Here is an 18,985-nt window from a genome sequence, read left to right as displayed (position 1 = left end):
ACGCAGGGGAGCGCCGAACAGCAGGGGAGCGCCGAACAGCAGGGGAGCGCCGAACAGCAGGGGAGCGCCGAACAGCAGGGGAGCGCCGAACAGCAGGGGAGCGCCGAACAGCAGGCAAGACCGACAGCGGCAAGACCCACAGCGGCAAGACCCGACAGCGGCAAGAGGGAGCGGGAAACTGAAGGGACGTTCGGACACTCGCCGCATGAAGAAGGCACGTGATCCGCCAGAATCACGTGCCCGAGTGTCTTCGTCCGTCGCGGCCGGCCGACGGCTTCCGCGGTGTCAGTCTCCTGCGGCCGTACCCTCGTCCTCGACGCCGATCATGCCCACTATGCGTTCCAGGTCGTCGACGGTGGCGAACTCAATCGTGATCTTGCCCTTGTTCCGGCCGATGTCGACCTTCACGCGCGTGTCGAAGCGGTCGGACAGTCGCTCCGCGAGGTCGTTCAGCGCGGGGGCGTGGACCTTTGCGCGCCGGGCCGGTGTCGACTTCTTCGCTGGGCCGTCGGCGATGGCGAGCGAGACGAGTTCCTCCGTTGCGCGTACGGAAAGGCCCTCGGCCACGATCCGGAGCGCAAGCTGTTCCTGCTGGTCGTGGTCTTCCAGGCTGAGCAGGGCTCGAGCGTGACCGGCGGACAACACGCCCGCGGCGACGCGGCGTTGCACGGGGGCCGGCAGGTTGAGCAGCCTGATCGTGTTCGAGATCTGCGGGCGGCTCCGGCCGATCCGCCGGGCGAGTTCCTCGTGTGTGGCGCCGAACTCGTCGAGGAGCTGCTGGTATGCGGCCGCCTCTTCGAGAGGGTTGAGGTTGGCGCGGTGAATGTTCTCGAGCAGGGCGTCCCGAAGCATCGCGTCGTCGCGGGTCTCGCGGACGATCGCGGGGATGGTGTCCTTGCCGACCGCCTGGGCCGCGCGCCAGCGGCGCTCACCCATGACCAGTTCGTATTTGCCGTCGCCGATGTTGCGGACGACGATCGGCTGGAGAAAGCCGACCTCCTGGATCGAGGTCTTGAGCTCTTCCAGGGCCTCCTCGTCGAAGACCGACCGGGGCTGCTTGGGGTTCGGCACGATCGCCGTGACGGGCAGCTCCGCGAAGCTGGCGCCGGGTACGGGCGCGAGGCCGCCGTCGTCCTCCGCCCCAGACGGAGGTGCCGAAGGCGCGGGCTCGGAAGAAACCTGGGGCGCCACGTCGGCCGATTCCGGTACGGCGGCCGCAATATCGGCCGACGGCGGTTCCGCGCCGGATCCGGAAAACTGCGCCGGAGCCGGGGGAGCGGCGGGTGGCGCCTCGGTAGCGACCGTCGCAGCGGCCGGCGGCGCCGTGGGGATCAGTGCCCCCAGGCCGCGGCCGAGGCCACCCCGTGGACGGTTCTTCATGCCGCGCCTCCCGTGTTGACTCCGCGCATAGCGAGTTCCAGAGCAGCCTCGAAGTAGCTCGTGGCTCCCCGCGATCCCGGATCGTAGGTCATCACGGACTGGCCGTAGCTCGGCGCCTCCGACACCCGTACGTTGCGGGGGATCACCGCCTCGAGCACCTTCGACCCGAAGTGGTTGCGGACGTCCTGCTCCACGGCGTCTGCGAGACGTGTACGGCGGTCGTACATCGTCAGCAAGATCGTACTCACGTCGAGCGTGGGATTCAGGTGCTGCCGGACCAGGTTGATGTTGTTGATCAGCTGGTTGAGGCCCTCAAGCGCGTAGTACTCGCACTGGATCGGGATGAGCACTTCCTGCGCCGCGCACAAGGCGTTAACCGTCAGCAGGCCGAGCGACGGCGGGCAGTCGATGAAGACGTAGTCGAACTTCTCCGGATGTGCCGCGATGGCCCGAGCCAGCCGAGACTCGCGGGCGACGACGGAGACGAGCTCGATCTCGGCACCTGCCAGGTCGATCGTCGCCGGTACGCAGAAGAGGTTCGGGATGCCCTCGACCGGCTGCGCGACCTCAGCGAGCGGAACGTTGTCGATCAGGCAGTCATAGACGTCCGGGACGCCGGCGTGGTGCGGCACGTTGAGGCCCGTGGAGGCATTGCCCTGCGGGTCCAGATCGACGACGAGCACACGGTTGCCGTGCAGCGCGAGGGCCACCGCCAGGTTCACCGTGGTGGTGGTCTTGCCGACGCCACCCTTCTGGTTGGCGACACAGAGCACCCGAGGGTGATCCGGCCGCGGCATGGTGATCTCGCCGCTCGGGTTGAGAATCTGCACAGCTCGCAACGCTTCCATGGCCAATGGTGGATCGTCGTCATCCCGGCTCGGCGTTTCACGTGAAACATGCTCGGCTGCGGTGCCGTCGGCTGACGACTCGACCGCCGTATTCGTCACCGCCAAACCGCCGTCCCGCACAGCGCCGCCATCGCCGTCGGCGGAGGCAGCGGCGGAGGCAGCGGCGGAGGCAGCGGCGGAGGCAGCGGCGGAGGCAGCGGCAGTCGGGCCGCCATCTCCCGCCATGCCGCCGCTGACGGCCAAGCCGTCGTGGACCGCCATTCCGCCGTCCGTAGCCGAGGACGGCCGAGACGACATCGGGGGAGCGGAAACCGGGTGCTCGCCGGCCTCGACACCGACACTGCGGGGCGCCGACGTCGGCTGAGCCCCGTACTCCACCTCGCGCTGCTGCATGGCCGGCGGAGCAGACGACGGTACGGGCGCAGAGCCCGACACAGAGGAGGCGGGTGGGCCGGATCGCGGCGCGGGAGCAGGGCGCCGCGGATCGGAAGAGGACACGTCTGGACTAACCGGCGTGCCGTACACCTGACCGCTGTTCCCCGTGCGCGGCTGTGGCACGCCCTGCTCCCCACTGTTGAAGGTGACGCTCAAGCTCACACTCCGATCGGGACCGGCGTACGGATCGGTTTCACGTGAAACACCGTCCCAGCCGGGGTCACCGTCGGGGCCCCTGCCATACTCATGCACCGTTTTATCCCTGCCTGGTTGGATTGGGTCGGCACCGCGAGCGTGCGGTCCGGCAGGAAACGGCGGCGCATCCGGCGCGCCCGCCGTCCGGTCCACACTATCGACGCGCGGCCAGCCTACGGCCGCCGGGCGGGCCATGCCACGGTTGTCCGCCTGTTGAGTCCAGACCGTATGAATCGGTCCCGCCTCGAACGTCATGAATCCGGGTACGAGCCGCATCCTGCCGCCGTACGCCCGGATCTGCTCGGGCCAGCCCACCGCGGAGAAGGACCGCCGTCCGTGATCGCGGCCGGGTCTCTCTTCACCTGTCTCGGGAGATACGGACACCTCGGAGGAGGGACGGTCCGGCGAGGCAGGTGAGGGGGAGCGATCGGGAGTAGGCACCCCACCGGTTGAGCGGGCCGAAACAGCGGCGGGAGACAAGCTGGAGGCGCTCATGCTGCCAGAGGCCAGACCCGCTAAAGCCTCATACCCCGGCATGGAAGCGGCGCCCATGTCGATCGAGACAGCCTCAGGAGAGACCCGAGCCGCCGCGACCGGAGACTCAGCCCGTGCGGCGTCGACGGGTGAAGGAGCCACAACCGATGACGAACCCGCAACCGATGACGGACGCGCAACGCCACCACCGCCGAGTGGCCAGCCGGGCCGGGTAGGCCCAGCAGAGCTCACCAGCGGCGAAAGACCTGCCGCAGCCGACGAACCATCGCCCACCAGCGGCGAACCACCGGCAACACCCGGCGAACCACCGCCCACCAGCGGCGAACCACCGCCAACACCCGGCGAACCACCGCCCACCAGCGGCGAACCACCGCCAACACCCGCCGCTCCACCGCTCACAAGCGGCGAACCAGCGCCGGAGGGAGCCGGAACAGACCCGGCCGACCTGGGCGGGGCTGGAACCTTCCCCGTACGCTTCCGAGCGCCCCGCCTGCCCATCTATCCCCTCCGCGATCTCCTCTTCCCGGAGCCGCGCCCGCCGGCGTCGGCGGAGCGGCCCGGGGTGGCCGCCCGCTTGGACGGCCTTGGCCGTGGTGCCACGACGTCGCGCTCCCGCACGATCTCGACGACCGTGGTCGGCGGGTCGATCAGGCCGGCTCCGCAGAGCCGGACGACCGGTTCGCCGCCGCCCAGGCGGGCGACCGCCTGGCGGTGTTCCGCGACCTCTTCCGCGGCCGAGGCACCTTTGAGTGCCAGCAGCCGGCCACCGACGGCGGCGAGCGGGAGGCACCATCCGGCGAGCCGGTCGAGCGGCGCCACCGCGCGGGCGGTGACGACATCGGCGGGGGCGGGGGGTCCACCGGCGAGGTCTTCCGCTCGTCCCCGGACGACCGTGACGGCCGTGTCGAGCCCGAGCGTTGTCACCGCTTCGGTCAGGAAAGCGGTACGTCGTGCCAGCGGCTCGACCAGGGTGATCGTGAGATCGGGCCGGGCCACTGCCAGCACGATACCGGGCAAACCGGCACCAGACCCCACGTCAATCACCGAAGCGCCGATAGGGATCATCTCGGCCATAACCGCGCAGTTGATCAGGTGTCGTTCCCAGATGCGGGGGGCCTCGCGAGGGCCGATCAGACCGCGTACGACGCCGTCGGTGCCGAGCAGTTCGGCGTACCGGCCGGCCAGGTCGAGGCGAGCGCCGAACACCCGCTCGGCGGCTTCCCGGTGCTCTGCCGGGGGGACGAGAAGAGAAACGGTGGCGGGATCGGAAGCCGCGGAAGACGACGACGGCCCGGGCACCACAGCGCCCGGGCCACCGTCTCCCGCGCCGAAGCGTGGGTCAGTCATGTCGCGCGATCAGTCCGCCGGCCGGACGATGATGCGGCGGTTCGGCTCGACGCCTTCGGATTCGCTCTCCACGCCCGGAATCGCGTTGACCACGTCGTGGACGCACTTGCGCTCGAAGGCGGACATCGGTTCGAGGCGTACGGCGTCGCCGTGCTCCTTGACCTTCTCGACCGCGTTGCGGGCGACCGCCGTGAGTTCCTTGCGGCGGGTGGCGCGGTAGCCACCGATGTCGAGCAGGAGCCGGCTGGGGGAACCGGTGGCGCGGAAGATCGCCAGGCGGGTCAGCTCCTGCAGCGCCTCCAGCGTCGCGCCGCGCTGGCCGACGAGCGGCTGCAGCCGGCCGCCGACGACCTCGACCATCGGCCGGCCACCGGAGACGAGCTCGTCGATGTCGCCGTCGTAGTCGAGGATGTCGAGCAGCCCCTCCACGTAGTCGGCGGCGATCTCGCTCTGCCGGAACAGGTCGGAGTCGGAGGCCACGCTCTCCGACTTCTTGGTCTCCTCCGTACCGGCGGACTCCGCGGCGGTGGCGGTGGTCTCCTCGGCGCTGGGAGTGCTGGTGTCGGTCACGGTCTCATCTCCGTACTCTCGGGCCGGACCTGCTCGGTCCGCTGTTTCCCGCGCCGGCCGGCTCCGTCGCCGGTGCGGGGAGGTCTGTGTCGCTGCCCTGGCGGGGCCGCGCGCGGCCCGGGCCGGAGCCCGGGCCGCTGCTGCGTCATCCCTTGGGTTTGTTCGCGGGCCGGGCGCCCTTCTTCGGGTTGACCGGCTTGGCGCCGGGCTTCGGCGCGAGCGCCTTCGTGTCCACGACCGGGGTGGTCGGCTCGGGCTGGGCCTGCTTGCGGCCGAAGAGGCCTCGGTTCGCGGGCTGCACCGGGTTCTTCGCGGTGCCCTTGCCGGCAGAGGCGTTGCTCGCGGGGCGGGCCGACGTCGATCCCGCCTTGCCGGCCATCTGCGGCGGCGGGAACTTGCGGAGCACCCACTGCTGCTGGGCGAGGCTGAAGAGGTTGTTCGTGACCCAGTAGATGACCACGCCGATGGGGAACAGGGAGCCGGAGACGAGCAGCGACAGCGGGATGCCGTACAGCATCAGGCGCTGGATCATCTTCTGCTGCGGGTCCTCGGCCCAGCCGGTCTTGAGGATCATCTGCCGGCTGGTCAGGTAGGTGGTCGCCATCATGATGAGGACCAGGATGCCGGCGACGACCTTCACCGTGGTGCCGTTGGCGTCGAGGCTGACGAGGTCGGCCGGGCTCGAGCCGAACTTGGCCGGGATCGGGGCCGTGAAGAGGCGTGCCTGGGTGGCGCTGTTGAACTGGTCCAGGGACCAGCCGTACAGCGTCTTGTACTTGTCGGAGATCGCCGGGTTGAGGTGCTTGAGCACGTGGAAGAGGCCCAGGAACACCGGGATCTGCAGGAACATCGGGAGGCAGCCCATGAGCGGGTTGGCCTTCTCGACCCGGTACAGCTCCATCATTTCCTTCTGGAGCGTCTCCCGGTCACCCTTGTGCTTCTCCTGCAGCTCCTTGACCTTGGGCTGCAGCGCCTGCATCGCCCGCTGTGACTTGATCTGCTTGACGAAGACGGGGAAGAGCACCACGCGGACGGTGACCACGAGGAAGACGATGGAGAGGATCCAGGCCCAGTTGGTGCCGAGGATCCCTCCGTCGGGGATGCCGATGGTGTCCCACAGGGCATGCCAGCGCAGAAGGATCCACGAAATGCCGTAGTAGATCCAGTCGAGACTCAATTCATGCTCCAGTCACATCGGCAGGACGGTGACGGATCGGGTCGGGAACCGGATCGAACCCGCCAGGGTGGAAGGGGTGGCAGCGCAGCAGCCGCCAGATCGCCAGTCCGGTCCCGCGGAGTGCTCCGTGCTTCGCGACCGCCTCCAGGGCGTACGCGCTGCACGAAGGGTAGAACCGGCAGCGAGCCGGCAGAGCCGGGCTCACGTAACGACGGTACGCGACGATCGCCGCGCTCAGCAGCCGGGCAAGCGGTGTCATCGGCGCCGCCGGGGTGACTGCGCCGCAGCCAGGGCCGCGTCCAGATCGGTGCCGAGCTTCTCGAACGACGCCGACGCCGAGGCCGGCAGCGCACGCACGACGAGAGATGTCCCCACCGGCAGCGCACTCAGCCGGGAACGGACCAGATGGCGTAGCCGGCGACGCACCTTGTTGCGTACCACCGCGTTGCCGACCGCCTTGGACACGACAAAGCCGGCGCGCGCCTCGGAGGCTTGCGCCGGCTCATCGACGAGAAGGTGGACGACCACGGTGCCGCGGCCCGCCCTGCGGCCACCACGAACCGCTGCGGCGAAGTCGGTGCTACGCCGCAGTCGTTGCTCCGCGGCCAGCACGACTACCCGGCATCCGGCCCGACCAGCGGTCGGCTCAGGCCGACAGCTCTTTACGGCCCTTGGAGCGGCGGGAGGCCAGGATGGCGCGGCCGGCCCGGGTGCGCATGCGCAGCCGGAAACCGTGGGTCTTGGCGCGCCGGCGGTTGTTCGGCTGGTAGGTGCGCTTGCTCACGTCAGAACTCCGTCTTCGTACTACGTCCAGGGGGCATCAGCTGCAAGACGCCACTTTAGCAGAGCGCGGCGGAGCAACCGCTCGACCCTACGCAGGGGTACACCGACGGTCAACCACCTGCGACACGGCACGCCGTTCCCACGTGAGCCGCGCCACTCGGCCCAAAAGGCACGGCATGACGAAACGCCCGGGCTTCTTTAGAGCTTGAGCGGCCGGCACCCCGAAACCTCCGCCACGCCCGCCGGCCCAGCAGGCTCTGAACACGCGTCCTCCGTCACCCAGGCCGGTCGATACGCGTACGGAGTGAATCTTTTCGTGCCACGTCTGCCCCGCCCCGGGTACCGCCGGTTGATGCGGACGCGCCTGCGCTGTTAGCGTGCCCGTTTGCTGGTCTTCAGCGCTGTTCGCAAACCGCCCTCGCCGGAACCACCCTCACCGGACCCGCTCACCGGACCCGCGGAGGGACCGGGACCGCAGAGGACCGGAGCCGCAGAGGAACCGACGGAGCGGTGAATCGTTCGGCACGGTGAGCCTGTTTTCCCGCGCCAGCGCAGGCTCCGGGAAGTCTGCCGACCGTCCGGCCGGGGTGCGACCGCCGACGCGTGCACAGGTTGTGGATAACCTGTGGACAGCCGGTGGCGCCGTGCACGTTCAGCACGTTGGATGTGCTGGGTTGGGGGGAGCCGGTCCGTCGCCCGTACGGGTGACGGCGGGCAAGGCGGAAGCCGAACAAGGCCACCGGGGGTCCGGTGGCGATGGGGGTGGCGCGGCGGTGGCCGATACGGTCGACCTTGGCGGGGTCTGGGCTGCGGCGACGGACGAGCTGGCGGACGAGATCGCGTCCGCTCAGCAGCGTGCGTACCTGCGGCTGACCCGCCTGCGCGCCATCGTCGAGGACACTGCGCTGCTCTCCGTACCGGACACGTACACGCGGGACGTGATCGAGTCGCGGCTGCGCCTCGCGATCACCGAGGCCCTGTCGCGCCGGCTCGGCCGTCCGATCCAGGTCGCCGTGACGGTCCGCCCGCCCGAGGACGGCACCGGCCGCCCGGGCACCGTGTACGGCACCCCGCCGCCCGAGCCCGCGACCCAGCCGCCCGCCCACTACTCGGAACCGCCGGCGCACTACTCGGACACCCAGCCCCCGCCGTACCCGGATCGTTATCCACAGCCCCCCGCGTACAGCGAGAGTTACGACCAGGGCGACGCACCGACCGGGTCGGCGCAGGCGCCGTTCACGCGCGGCGTCCCGGCGGCGCGCGACGGCCAGGACGCGCTGTTCGCCGCGCCGCTGCCGATGGGCCAGCCGGAGCCGGCGAAGTCCACCGTGGCGGAGGAGAAGCCGGCCCCCGAGCCGCCGCGGCAGATGCCGCACTACTCGGAGAACCCGAACGACTCCACGGGGCACCGGATCGCGACCGAGCCGGCCCAGCTCCGCGAGAACCAGCGCCACCACGACGAGCGTGCGCAGGACCGCCGCGACGACACGATGCAGCTACGCCACGGCGGCGACAACGGTCCCGGCCGTGCCCCCATCGACCTGCGCGGCCCGGCCGCCGGACGGCCGGGCGGCAACGACGGCAACCGGCTGAACCCGAAGTACATGTTCGAGACCTTCGTCATCGGCTCGTCCAACCGCTTCGCCCACGCGGCGGCGGTCGCGGTGGCGGAGTCGCCGGCGAAGGCGTACAACCCGCTGTTCATCTACGGCAGCTCCGGGCTCGGCAAGACGCACCTGCTGCACGCGATCGGTCACTACGCCACCACGCTCGGCCATGCCCGCAGCGTCCGCTACGTGTCGACCGAGGAATTCACCAACGACTTCATCAACAGCCTGCGCGACGACAAGACGCAGGCGTTCCAGCGCCGCTACCGCGACGTCGACATCCTCCTGATCGACGACATCCAGTTCCTGGAGAACCGCGAGCGTACGCAGGAGGAGTTTTTCCACACCTTCAATACCCTGCACAACGCGAACAAGCAGATCGTCATCAGCTCGGACCGCTCCCCGCGGCAACTGGCGACGCTCGAGGACCGCATGCGCACCCGCTTCGAGTGGGGCCTGCTCGCGGACATTCAGCCGCCGGACCTCGAGACGCGCATCGCGATCCTGCAGAAGAAGGCCGCACAGGAGCGGATGTACGCCCCCGACGACGTGCTCGAGTTCATCGCATCCCGCGTCTCCAACTCGATCCGCGAACTGGAAGGCGCTCTCATCCGGGTGACCGCCTTCGCGAGCCTCACCCGCAGCGCGGTGCAGCTGTCGCTGGCCGAGGAGGTCCTGCGCGACTTCATGCCCGACGGCGCCGGCCCAGAGATCACCGCCGACCAGATCATGGTCTCGACCGCGGACTACTTCGGCGTCAGCCTCGAAGACCTCCGCGGCCACTCCCGCTCCCGCGTCCTGGTCAACGCCCGCCAGGTCGCCATGTACCTCTGCCGCGAGCTCACCGACCTCTCGCTGCCCCGCATCGGCCAGGCCTTCGGCGGCCGCGACCACACCACGGTCATGCACGCCGACCGCAAGATCCGTCAGCACATGGCCGAGCGCCGCAGCCTCTACAACCAGATCGCCGAGCTCACCAACCGCATCAAGCAGAACACCTAGATCCTTCAGGTCAAAAGCGTTCGACGGTACGGCCGCACCTGCCCACAACCGCACCACCGTGGCCGGAGCCCCCACGTGGAGAAGGCCGTAGCCACTCCAGGCCGTCGCCCACCGCCGGGCTGACCTGCCGAACGGCTCACGACCGACCACCCTGGGGGAAGGCCGCCAGCAGGCCGGTCGGGCGGCCGCCGTCTTGCCGGCCCGGTCGGGCGGCCGCCGTCTTGCCGGCCCGGCCGGGCAGACCCCGATGCGGGCTCCTCGACCTGATCGCCACCATCGCCGCCCCAGCCCGGCTCACCCGACAAGCCGAGTTCCATCGGTCGAACGCCGCGCGGTCCATCGCGGCCGCCTGTTTCCACAGCCCGCCGGTTTCCCAGAGCCGCCGGGCACCAGCCGAGGCCGGCACCCCACAGCCCACCCGGCACCCCACAGCCCACCCGGCACCGGTCGGCGCTGGTCACTCCACACACCGACTCGATCGAGCGCGACACCGCCCCACGCCGAACGCGACGCACGGGCAGCGGCCGGACAGTCCCCAAGGCGACCACCGTCCGGCAGCAGGCGGCACTCCTGCCCACAGCCCGGAGACCACGTCGTCGCAGTGGCGGACGAGCAGCGCGTGCCCGTCCGTGCGGCGCTGGCGTCGCGGTCGTTGCCGGCGCCGGACCGGCGCCCATGCCGCGGCACCCGATCGCATCGCCCACACCCGCCGTGAACAGCGGTTTCACCAGGTTGTCCACAGGTTCTGCACCGGTCTGCCCACAGGCGGCGTCACACCGCCTGTCGCCACGCCCCGCGGACCGCGATGATCCACACCCACCTCGTCGGCGAAAAGTCAACGCCGCGACGGAACCGTTTCGTGCCAACGTTTTCCACATCAATCCACAGCTCTTCACAGGTCTTGTCCCCAACGGTGGACAACTTTGCGACCCGTTCCGCACAGATGTGGAGAAGTCCTGGGGAAATCGATGTGGACAGACACAGAGCGTCACCCGGCTACCCACACCCTGTGGACGCGTGTGGATTTCCTGTTGAAGGTTCTGGGGACGACGAGGCGGTAGCGTTCCGGCGTTATCCCCAGGCCCGGGGACAAACCCGGTGGATAAGCGGTGGATAGCCGGTGGACAACGGTGGACAACCGCCGTCCCGTCCGCGGCTGTGGACGCGGACCCCGGGTTATACCCCGGTTGCCCACATGTGAATCACCGGTGGATAACCTGCTGACCTGCGAAGACGTGAGTTCTCCACAGTGTGCACAGCCCCGATGATTACGACTGATATCTCTCTGCCGAAAATCCAAAACCCAATCATCAGCGTTGGGGAAGGTGTGGACGAGCCGCTCGCGGCCCGGTCCACCCCGGGCAGGACTTCCCAGCATCGGGGGCCGGGCGGACGTCACGCCCACCCGCGCCATAGAGTTCAGTGGGCTCCATCAGCACTTCCGAAGCCGGTCCGACAGCAAACCGGTCCGGCTCACCGCTGGTCCGGTGCGTCAGCCGGCCCGGTTCCAAACTGGTTCAGCTCACGAGCTGGCCCGGCGAAGCTCATGAGCTGGTCCAGCAAAGGTCAGAAGCCGGTCCAGCCCGGGGGTTCACGAGCTGGCCCGGCCGAGGATGCACAAGCTGGTCGGTCGAAGTTCATAATCCGGTCCAGCCGAAAGCTGGTTCCGTACCCAAGCTGGTTCGTCGAGGAAAGTGACGCGGAGGGCATGGCATGAAGTTCCGGGTGGAGCGAGACGCACTCGCCGACGCGGTGGCGTGGACGGCCAAGAGCCTCCCCAGCCGTCCTTCGGTGCCGGTCCTGGCCGGCGTCATGCTGCGGGTGACCGATGGCAGGCTGCATGTCTCCGGCTTCGACTACGAGGTCTCCAGTCAGGTGAGCGTGGAGGTGCAGGCCGACGCCGACGGCGCCGCTCTCGTCTCCGGCCGGCTGCTCGCCGAGATCACCAAGGCGCTCCCGGCGAAGCCGGTCGACATCGCGGCGGTCGGCTCGCACCTCGAGCTGGTCTGCGGCAGCGCCCGCTTCACCCTGCCGGTGATGCCGGTGGAGGACTACCCGACCCTGCCCGACATGCCGTCGAGCGCCGGCACGGTCGACGCCCAGGCGTTCGCCGTCGCCGTTGCGCAGGTGGCCGTCGCGGCCGGCCGGGACGAGACGCTGCCGATGATGACCGGTGTCCGGATCGAGCTGAACGGCTCGACGATGGCGATGCTGGCCACCGACCGGTACCGCCTGGCGATGCGCGAGCTGGAGTGGAACCCGGACGACCCCGACATCAGCCTGAACGCTCTGGTTCCCGCCAAGACGCTGAACGACACGGCGAAGGCGCTGGGCCCGATCGGTGGCGCGGTGACGCTGGCTCTCGCCCAGGGCAACGCCGGCGAGGGCATGATCGGCTTCGCGGGCGGCACCCGGCGCACCACCAGCCGGCTGCTGGACGGGGCCAACTACCCGCCGGTGCGTTCGCTGTTCCCGGCGAGCCACAACGCCGAGGCGCGCGTGAGCGTCTCCGCTCTGGTGGAGGTGGTCCGTCGCGTCGCCCTGGTCGCCGAGCGCACCACCCCGGTCCTGCTGAGCTTCGGCGAGGACGGGCTCGTGGTCGAGGCCGGCGGCACCGAGGAGGCGCGGGCGAGCGAGGCGATGGAGGCAACCTTCACCGGCGAGCCGCTGACCATCGGTTTCAACCCGCAGTATCTGATCGACGGTCTGCAGAATCTCGGCGCTCCGACGGCGGTGCTGTCGTTCGTCGACGCCTTCAAGCCCGCTGTGATCTCCCCCGCAGCGGAAGACGGCGAAATCGTGCCCGGATACCGCTATCTGATCATGCCTATCCGGGTAACCCGCTGATACTGGGCTGGAAGAGTCACAAACCTAGGGGGAACATCATGCAGCTCGGCCTCATCGGACTGGGCCGGATGGGCGGCAACATGCGTGATCGCCTGCGCGCCGCCGGCCAGGAGGTGGTGGGCTACGACCACCACAAGGAGACCACCGACGTCGCCAGCCTCGCCGAGCTGGTCGAGAAGCTCGCCGCGCCGCGCGTCGTCTGGACGATGGTCCCCGCCGGCCAGATCACCGAGAAGACGATCGACGAGCTCGCCGAGCTGCTCTCCGAGGGCGACATCGTCATCGACGGCGGCAACTCGAAGTTCACCGACGACGGCCCGCGGGCCGAGCGGCTCAAGGCCAAGGGCATCCACTACCTGGACTGCGGCGTCTCCGGCGGCATCTGGGGAAGCACCAACGGCTACGCGCTGATGGTGGGCGGGGACGCCGAGATCGTGGCGCACTGCCAGCCGATCTTCGACGCGCTCAAGCCGGCTGGCCAGTACGGCTTCGCGCACGCCGGTCCGCACGGTGCCGGTCACTACGCCAAGATGGTCCACAACGGCATCGAGTACGGCCTCATGCACGCGTACGCCGAGGGCTACGAGATCCTCAAGGCCTCGGAGCTCGTCGAGAACGTTCCCGCGGTCATCAAGAGCTGGCGTGAGGGCTCCGTCGTCAAGTCCTGGCTGCTCGACCTCCTCGACCTCGCCCTGGACGAGGACCCGGAGCTGGCCAACCTCAAGGGGTACGCCGAGGACACCGGCGAGGGCCGCTGGACGGTCGACGAGGCCGTACGCCTCGCCGTGCCCGCCAACGTCATCGCCGCGTCGCTGTTCGCCCGGTTCGCGTCCCGCCAGGAGGACTCGCCGGCGATGAAGGCCGTCGCCGCGCTGCGCAACCAGTTCGGCGGCCACGCCGTCAAGCGCTGATCCATGTACGTGCGCCGGGTCGAGCTGACCGATTTCCGTTCGTACGAGCGGGTGGCGGTCGACCTCGACCCGGGCGTCAGCGTGCTGGTCGGCCAGAACGGCATGGGCAAGACCAACCTCATCGAGGCGCTGGGCTATGTGGCTACGCTGGACAGTCACCGGGTCGCCACGGACGCCCCCCTGGTCCGCGCGGGCGCGACGTCGGCGGTGATCCGGTGCGCGATCGTCCATGATGGACGCGAGCTGCTGGTCGAGCTGGAGATCGTGCCGGGCAAGGCGAACCGGGCGCGACTGAATCGTTCCCCCGTACGCCGGTCTCGTGAGGTTTTGGGCGCTCTGCGCATGGTCCTTTTCGCACCGGAGGACCTGGAGCTGGTCCGGGGAGATCCGTCCGAGCGCCGCCGCTATCTGGACGACCTGCTGGTGGCGCGCCAGCCGCGATATGCCGGCGTGCGCTCCGACTACGACCGGGTGGTCAAGCAACGCAACGCCCTGCTGCGCACGGCGTACCTCACGCGCAAGGTCGGCGGTACGCGAGGGCAGGATCTGTCGACGCTCGCGGTGTGGGATCAGCATCTCGCGCACCACGGCGCCGAACTGCTGGCCGGGCGGATCGAGCTGGTGGGGGCGCTCGGAGCGCATCTGACGAAGGCGTACGACGCAGTGGCCGCGGGCCGGACGGCCGCCTCCATCGCGTACACGTCCCGTCTCGGCGACGGCCTCGCGCCGGACCGCCCGGCGCTGGAGGAAGCCCTGCTCGCTTCGCTCGCCGAACGCCGGCAGGCGGAGATCGAGCGCGGCGTCACGCTCGTCGGGCCGCACCGCGACGACCTCACGCTGTCGCTGGGAGACCTTCCCGCCAAGGGGTACGCGAGCCACGGCGAGTCCTGGTCGTTCGCGCTGGCGCTGCGGCTGGCGGCGTATGACCTGCTCCGCACCGACGGCATCGAGCCGGTGCTGATCCTCGACGACGTCTTCGCCGAGCTGGACGCGGGGCGGCGGCAACGCCTCGCGGCCCTGGTCTCCGACGCCACGCAGTTGCTGGTCACCTGCGCCGTGCCGGAGGATGTGCCGGCGACCCTCCAGGGCGCCCGCTACGACGTCGGACCAGGAACGGTGACCCGTGTCTGAGGATCGCCCCGAAAACGGCTCAGCGGCCGCCTCAGGTCCCTCGACGCCCGGCGCGGACGACGCCGCCGGTCTGGCGGGGCCTCAGCTCGCGCGGGCGGTGCTCGACGCTGCCCTGGCCAAGCGCCGGGCCGCCCAGCAGGCGCCGCGCCGGCGTACCGGAGGTGGCGAGGGCGAGGGACGACGCCTGCGCGGCTATTCCGGTCCCGGCCCTGACCCGCGCGACCCGCAGCTGTTCGGCGCGGTCCTGGAACGGATCATGAAGCAGCGCGGCTGGCAGAAGCCGGCCGCCGAGGCGACGGTCTTCGGTGCCTGGGAGAAGGTCGTCGGCCCGGACATCGCCAAGCACAGCCGGCCGGTGAAGCTCGACGACGGCGTCCTGACCGTCGAGGCGGAGTCCACGGCTTGGGCGACCCAGCTGCGCCTGCTGGCGGCCACGCTGCTGCGCAGCATCGCCGCCGAGGTCGGCCACAACGTCGTGAAACGGCTCAACATCCACGGCCCCGCCGCCCCGTCGTGGAACCGCGGGCCCCGCCGTGTCCAGGGCCGTGGCCCGCGTGACACCTACGGATAGCCCTCGCGAAAGCGCAGCGGGACCGGACTGCCCCGGAGGGCGGATCCGATCCCGCTGCCAATTCGGACGGCTGCTTGTCAGACGCCCTTGATGACGGCGTCGCCACCGCAGCCCCGGCCGACCTTGGTGACCTCGAGGCGGTAGAAGCTGTGGAGCCCGAAGACCCAGCGGCTCAGATTGCTCGTCCGGCCGGACAGGACGACCTTGTTGTTCGCGATGTCGCGGACCTTGTAGTCCATCTTGCAGCCCGAGTACGGCGCGACCGCGATCCACACGGAGTGGTCGGAGTAGGCGCCGACGCTGTCGGTGCGGCAGCTGTCGTTGAGCCAGACCCGTGCGCCGTTGACGGCGCAGCTGCGGGTCGTGGCCTGGGCCGCGGTGGCCGTACCGGCCAGGAGCAGGGTGCTCGCACCGAGCAGCACGGCAAGACGCTTGAGAAGGTGCACGTTCGTTCCCCGTTGTCGAAGTGATCTTGGAATCGCCGAGTGGCGGGGAAGACCGTAACAACGATCAACCGAGTCAAGATCATTCTGAGGTCCTGATCACTTCCCGGGCAGGTGCCGGAAGGCTCAGTAGTCGGCGAAGACGGCGTACCCACGGTCGGCGCAGCGCCGGTAGAACCCGGCCAGGATCGCCAGTTCGGTACGCGCGAAGCTCCAGTGCGGGGCGTTGCCGGCATCGTCGCGCAGCGCCGTGAGCCGCTGGTCCAGCCAGCGCAGCTGCTGCTCGGCGAGGCGTCCGCCCGCGACCGCCTCGCGCATCACCTTCGCCACGCTGTCGAACGTGACGAGATCCCCGTACGGCTGGTGGCCCTCGACGAAGCGCTCCAGCCCGCCGGCGATCCACGCGCAGCCGTCCGGATCGATGACCGGGTCCTCGTCCTCGGCCGCCGCGTCCGTCGCGTAGAGGACGCCCTCCAGCCCCAGGAGCAGATCCACGAGTTCCGTGTACGCCGTGGCGCGCACCGTGCCCGTCTTGGCGATGTGCAGGGCGAGCGCGCCGGTGGGCGCGGCGATGTCCGGAGCGTCCGCGACGGCGCCGAAGTCGACGAACTCGGCCGGCGCGACCGGGTCGTAGAACCGGTTCGTCCGGGGCCAGTGCACGGCGACGTTGTCCAGCCCCTTGTCGTGCGCCATGGCGGACCACCTCTCCTCGACCTGCCGGCTGCGGACCGTCCGGCGGGAACCGTGCCCGCGGCGTGCGGACCGCCCGGCCGCGCACGGGTCCGCGCGGGCGAGGTTACGACACGTCCGCCCGGCGGTGTGAGGCAGTGTCGCAGCGCGTGTCGCCGGTCCGCGGCAGGCGCGCCCCGGCCGTCACCACCGGACGCGTTCACCGTTGCGGGCGGAGCTCATTCCGTGTAGGGGGACCCGTGGGAACGGCCCTCCGGGGCGCTACGGCAATCTGAGGTGCCCGTACGAGGGTGCCGGACCCGCGAGAAGTCGCCCGGACGGAGTAGAATCGACGAAGACCGGGAAGTCGCGAACCGTGACGAGCTGTTCACCTCGCAAGGGGCCATCCGTCACGCTACGCGATTTTTCCAGCCGATCACGATCCGCGGGACGACCGCGGCGACCGGCGCGCTCGGCTCCACCGGTGGTCCGCCTCCTCCCCGCGGCTCGCTCGCCTGTGGTCCGCCCTGCCCGCCGGCTGCCCGCCGGTCGCCCGCCAACCCCGTGGCCGGGGCCCTCGCGTGGGGGACCGGGCGCGAGAAAGTGGCCGAGGGTGGCAGAGAAGAAGCAGGAATACGGTGCCGAGTCCATCACCGTGCTCGAAGGCCTCGAGGCGGTCCGCAAGCGTCCCGGTATGTACATCGGCTCCACCGGTGAGCGCGGTCTGCACCACCTGGTCTGGGAGGTCGTGGACAACGCCGTCGACGAGGCGCTCGCCGGGTATTGCGACACCATCGACGTGGTCCTGCTGGCCGACGGCGGCGTCTCGGTCACCGACAACGGCCGTGGCTTCCCGGTCGACCTGCACCCCAAGCTGAAGAAGCCGGGCGTCGAGGTCGCGCTGACGGTGCTGCACGCGGGCGGCAAGTTCGACGGCAAGGCGTATGCGGTCTCCGGCGGTCTGCACGGCGTCGGCGTCTCGGTCGTGAACGCGCTGTCGACCCGGATGGCACTGGAGATCCACAAGTCGGGGAACGTGTACCGGCAGAAGTACAACGCCAGCAAGCCCGGGCCGCTGGAGAAGGGCGAAGCGACCGACACCACCGGCTCGACGGTGCAGTTCTGGCCGGACCCGACGATCTTCGAGACGGTCGAGTTCGACTTCCAGACGATCTACCGCCGGCTGCAGGAGATGGCGTTCCTCAACCGGGGCCTGACCATCAACCTGACCGACGAGCGCCCGGACCAGGTGGACGAGGAGGGCAAGCCCCGCCAGGTCACCTTCATGTACGAGAACGGCATCGCCGACTTCGTGCGCCACCTCAACGCCACGAAGAGCCCGATCCACAAGACGGTGGTCGAGTTCAGCGCCGAGGACAACGAGGCGCGGATGGCCGTCGAGATCGCGATGCAGTGGAACGAGTCGTACGGCGAATCGGTCTACACGTTCGCCAACCGCATCAACACGCACGAGGGCGGCACCCACGAGGAGGGCTTCCGCGCCGCGCTGACCGGCATCGTCAACCGGTACGGCATCGAGAAGAAGCTCCTGAAGGCCGATCAGAAGCTCTCCGGCGAGGACATCCGCGAGGGCCTCGCGGCGATCATCTCCGTGACGCTGGCCAACCCGCAGTTCGAGGGTCAGACCAAGACGAAGCTCGGCAACACCGACATGAAGAGCTTCGTCCAGAAGGTGGCCAACGACCAGCTCGCCGACTGGTTCGACCGCAACCCGGCCGAGGCGAAGGCGATCATCACCAAGGCCGACCAGGCCGCCCGCGCCCGCATCGCCGCGCAGCAGGCCCGCAAGCTGGCCCGCCGCAAGTCGCTGCTGGAGTCCGGCTCGATGCCGGGCAAGCTCGCCGACTGCCAGTCGACCGACCCGCGGGTCTCCGAGCTGTTCATCGTCGAGGGCGACTCGGCCGGCGGCTCGGCCAAGCAGGGTCGCGACAGCCAGATCCAGGCGATCCTGCCGATCCGCGGCAAGATCCTCAACGTGGAGAAGGCCCGGATCGACCGGGTGCTGAAGAACAACGAGGTCCAGGCCCTGATCACGGCGCTGGGCACCGGCATCCACGACGACTTCGACATCGCCAAGCTGCGCTACCACAAGATCGTGCTGATGGCCGACGCCGACGTCGACGGCCAGCACATCCAGACGCTGCTGCTCACCCTGCTGTTCCGCTTCATGCGGCCGCTGGTCGAGGTCGGTCACGTCTACCTGGCCGCCCCGCCGCTCTACAAGATCAAGTGGAACAAGCGCGGCGACGACGCCCAGTACGCGTACTCCGACCGCGAGCGTGACGGGCTCATCGCGCTGCGGCAGCAGAAGAAGCCCAACGCCAAGCCGGACGACATCCAGCGGTTCAAGGGCCTCGGCGAGATGAACTTCCGCGAGCTGTGGGACACGACCATGGACCCGACGACCCGGACGCTGCGCCAGGTGACCCTCGACGACGCCGCCGTGGCGGACGAGCTCTTCAGCGTCCTCATGGGCGAGGACGTCGAGGCGCGCCGCTCGTTCATCCAGCGCAACGCCAAGGACGTGCGCTTCCTGGACATCTGATCCGTGGG

Annotated in this window: 17 protein-coding genes; 7 read left to right on the top strand and 10 right to left on the bottom strand. The window is 69.7% G+C overall.

Annotation, left to right across the window (positions count from 1 at the left end; all coding sequences use genetic code 11):
• Positions 1-222 (top strand): hypothetical protein (locus AB0K03_RS20540; protein WP_364687111.1); only part of this gene is annotated, 222 nt, incomplete at its 5' end.
• Positions 223-285: 63 nt separating this feature from the next.
• On the opposite strand, the gene AB0K03_RS20535 is transcribed toward AB0K03_RS20540, so the two are convergent.
• From AB0K03_RS20535 to rpmH, 8 genes are all read right to left on the bottom strand, one after another.
• Positions 286-1,380, bottom strand: coding sequence for a ParB/RepB/Spo0J family partition protein (locus AB0K03_RS20535; RefSeq protein ID WP_364687109.1), 1,095 nt, complete (start codon positions 1,378-1,380; stop codon positions 286-288).
• Positions 1,377-2,489: a ParA family protein gene (locus AB0K03_RS20530; protein WP_364687107.1), complete on the bottom strand. Its 1,113-nt coding sequence runs from the start codon at positions 2,487-2,489 to the stop codon at positions 1,377-1,379. Before AB0K03_RS20530 ends, AB0K03_RS20535 begins: the two co-directional genes overlap by 4 nt.
• Positions 2,490-3,851: 1,362 nt before the next feature.
• A complete protein-coding gene (gene rsmG / locus AB0K03_RS20525) occupies positions 3,852-4,700 on the bottom strand; it encodes a 16S rRNA (guanine(527)-N(7))-methyltransferase RsmG (protein ID WP_364687105.1) in 849 nt (282 codons plus the stop codon).
• A gap of 9 nt (positions 4,701-4,709) precedes the next feature.
• Positions 4,710-5,270, bottom strand: coding sequence for a R3H domain-containing nucleic acid-binding protein (locus AB0K03_RS20520; RefSeq protein WP_364687103.1), 561 nt, complete (start codon positions 5,268-5,270; stop codon positions 4,710-4,712).
• 145 nt (positions 5,271-5,415) lie between these two features.
• Positions 5,416-6,447, bottom strand: coding sequence for a membrane protein insertase YidC (yidC, locus tag AB0K03_RS20515; protein WP_364687101.1), 1,032 nt, complete (start codon positions 6,445-6,447; stop codon positions 5,416-5,418).
• A gap of 1 nt (position 6,448) precedes the next feature.
• Positions 6,449-6,706: a membrane protein insertion efficiency factor YidD gene (gene yidD, locus AB0K03_RS20510; RefSeq protein WP_199513248.1), complete on the bottom strand. Its 258-nt coding sequence runs from the start codon at positions 6,704-6,706 to the stop codon at positions 6,449-6,451.
• Positions 6,703-7,059 carry a ribonuclease P protein component gene (gene rnpA, locus AB0K03_RS20505; protein ID WP_364687099.1) on the bottom strand — a complete coding sequence of 119 codons (357 nt, stop codon included), beginning with the start codon at positions 7,057-7,059 and terminating at the stop codon, positions 6,703-6,705. The genes yidD and rnpA overlap by 4 nt, the downstream gene beginning before the upstream one ends.
• A 34-nt stretch (positions 7,060-7,093) precedes the next feature.
• Positions 7,094-7,231, bottom strand: a complete 138-nt coding sequence (rpmH, locus tag AB0K03_RS20500) for a 50S ribosomal protein L34 (protein WP_364687097.1) — start codon at positions 7,229-7,231, stop codon at positions 7,094-7,096.
• Between the two features lie 772 nt (positions 7,232-8,003).
• On the opposite strand from rpmH, the gene dnaA reads away from it, so the two are divergent.
• From dnaA to AB0K03_RS20475, 5 genes are all read left to right on the top strand, one after another.
• Positions 8,004-9,839 (top strand): chromosomal replication initiator protein DnaA, encoded by a 1,836-nt coding sequence (dnaA, locus tag AB0K03_RS20495; protein WP_364687095.1) that lies wholly within the window; start codon positions 8,004-8,006, stop codon positions 9,837-9,839.
• 1,713 nt (positions 9,840-11,552) lie between these two features.
• Positions 11,553-12,686 carry a DNA polymerase III subunit beta gene (gene dnaN / locus AB0K03_RS20490; RefSeq protein WP_364687093.1) on the top strand — a complete coding sequence of 378 codons (1,134 nt, stop codon included), beginning with the start codon at positions 11,553-11,555 and terminating at the stop codon, positions 12,684-12,686.
• 38 nt (positions 12,687-12,724) lie between these two features.
• Positions 12,725-13,597 carry a phosphogluconate dehydrogenase (NAD(+)-dependent, decarboxylating) gene (gnd, locus tag AB0K03_RS20485; RefSeq protein WP_364687091.1) on the top strand — a complete coding sequence of 291 codons (873 nt, stop codon included), beginning with the start codon at positions 12,725-12,727 and terminating at the stop codon, positions 13,595-13,597.
• A 3-nt stretch (positions 13,598-13,600) separates the two neighbouring features.
• Complete coding sequence (recF, locus tag AB0K03_RS20480; protein ID WP_364687089.1) at positions 13,601-14,728, top strand: DNA replication/repair protein RecF; 1,128 nt, start codon at positions 13,601-13,603, stop codon at positions 14,726-14,728.
• Positions 14,729-14,798: 70 nt separating this feature from the next.
• A complete protein-coding gene (locus AB0K03_RS20475; RefSeq protein ID WP_364687149.1) occupies positions 14,799-15,299 on the top strand; it encodes a DciA family protein in 501 nt (166 codons plus the stop codon).
• Between the two features lie 77 nt (positions 15,300-15,376).
• Here the strand turns inward: AB0K03_RS20475 and AB0K03_RS20470 are convergent, their stop codons facing one another.
• Both AB0K03_RS20470 and AB0K03_RS20465 read right to left on the bottom strand, forming a co-directional pair.
• Positions 15,377-15,745, bottom strand: a complete 369-nt coding sequence (locus AB0K03_RS20470) for a hypothetical protein (protein WP_364687087.1) — start codon at positions 15,743-15,745, stop codon at positions 15,377-15,379.
• A 123-nt stretch (positions 15,746-15,868) separates the two neighbouring features.
• On the bottom strand, positions 15,869-16,435 hold the full coding sequence (locus AB0K03_RS20465; protein WP_364687085.1) for a hypothetical protein: 567 nt from the start codon (positions 16,433-16,435) through the stop codon (positions 15,869-15,871).
• A gap of 589 nt (positions 16,436-17,024) precedes the next feature.
• Between AB0K03_RS20465 and gyrB the strand changes: the two genes are divergently transcribed.
• Positions 17,025-18,977 (top strand): DNA topoisomerase (ATP-hydrolyzing) subunit B, encoded by a 1,953-nt coding sequence (gene gyrB / locus AB0K03_RS20460; RefSeq protein ID WP_364687083.1) that lies wholly within the window; start codon positions 17,025-17,027, stop codon positions 18,975-18,977.
• Positions 18,978-18,985: the final 8 nt, after the last annotated feature.

Source organism: Actinoplanes sp. NPDC049316 (assembly GCF_040677315.1).
Classification (GTDB): Bacteria; Actinomycetota; Actinomycetes; order Mycobacteriales; family Micromonosporaceae; genus Actinoplanes.
This window is presented reverse-complemented; position numbering and strand designations above follow the sequence as displayed.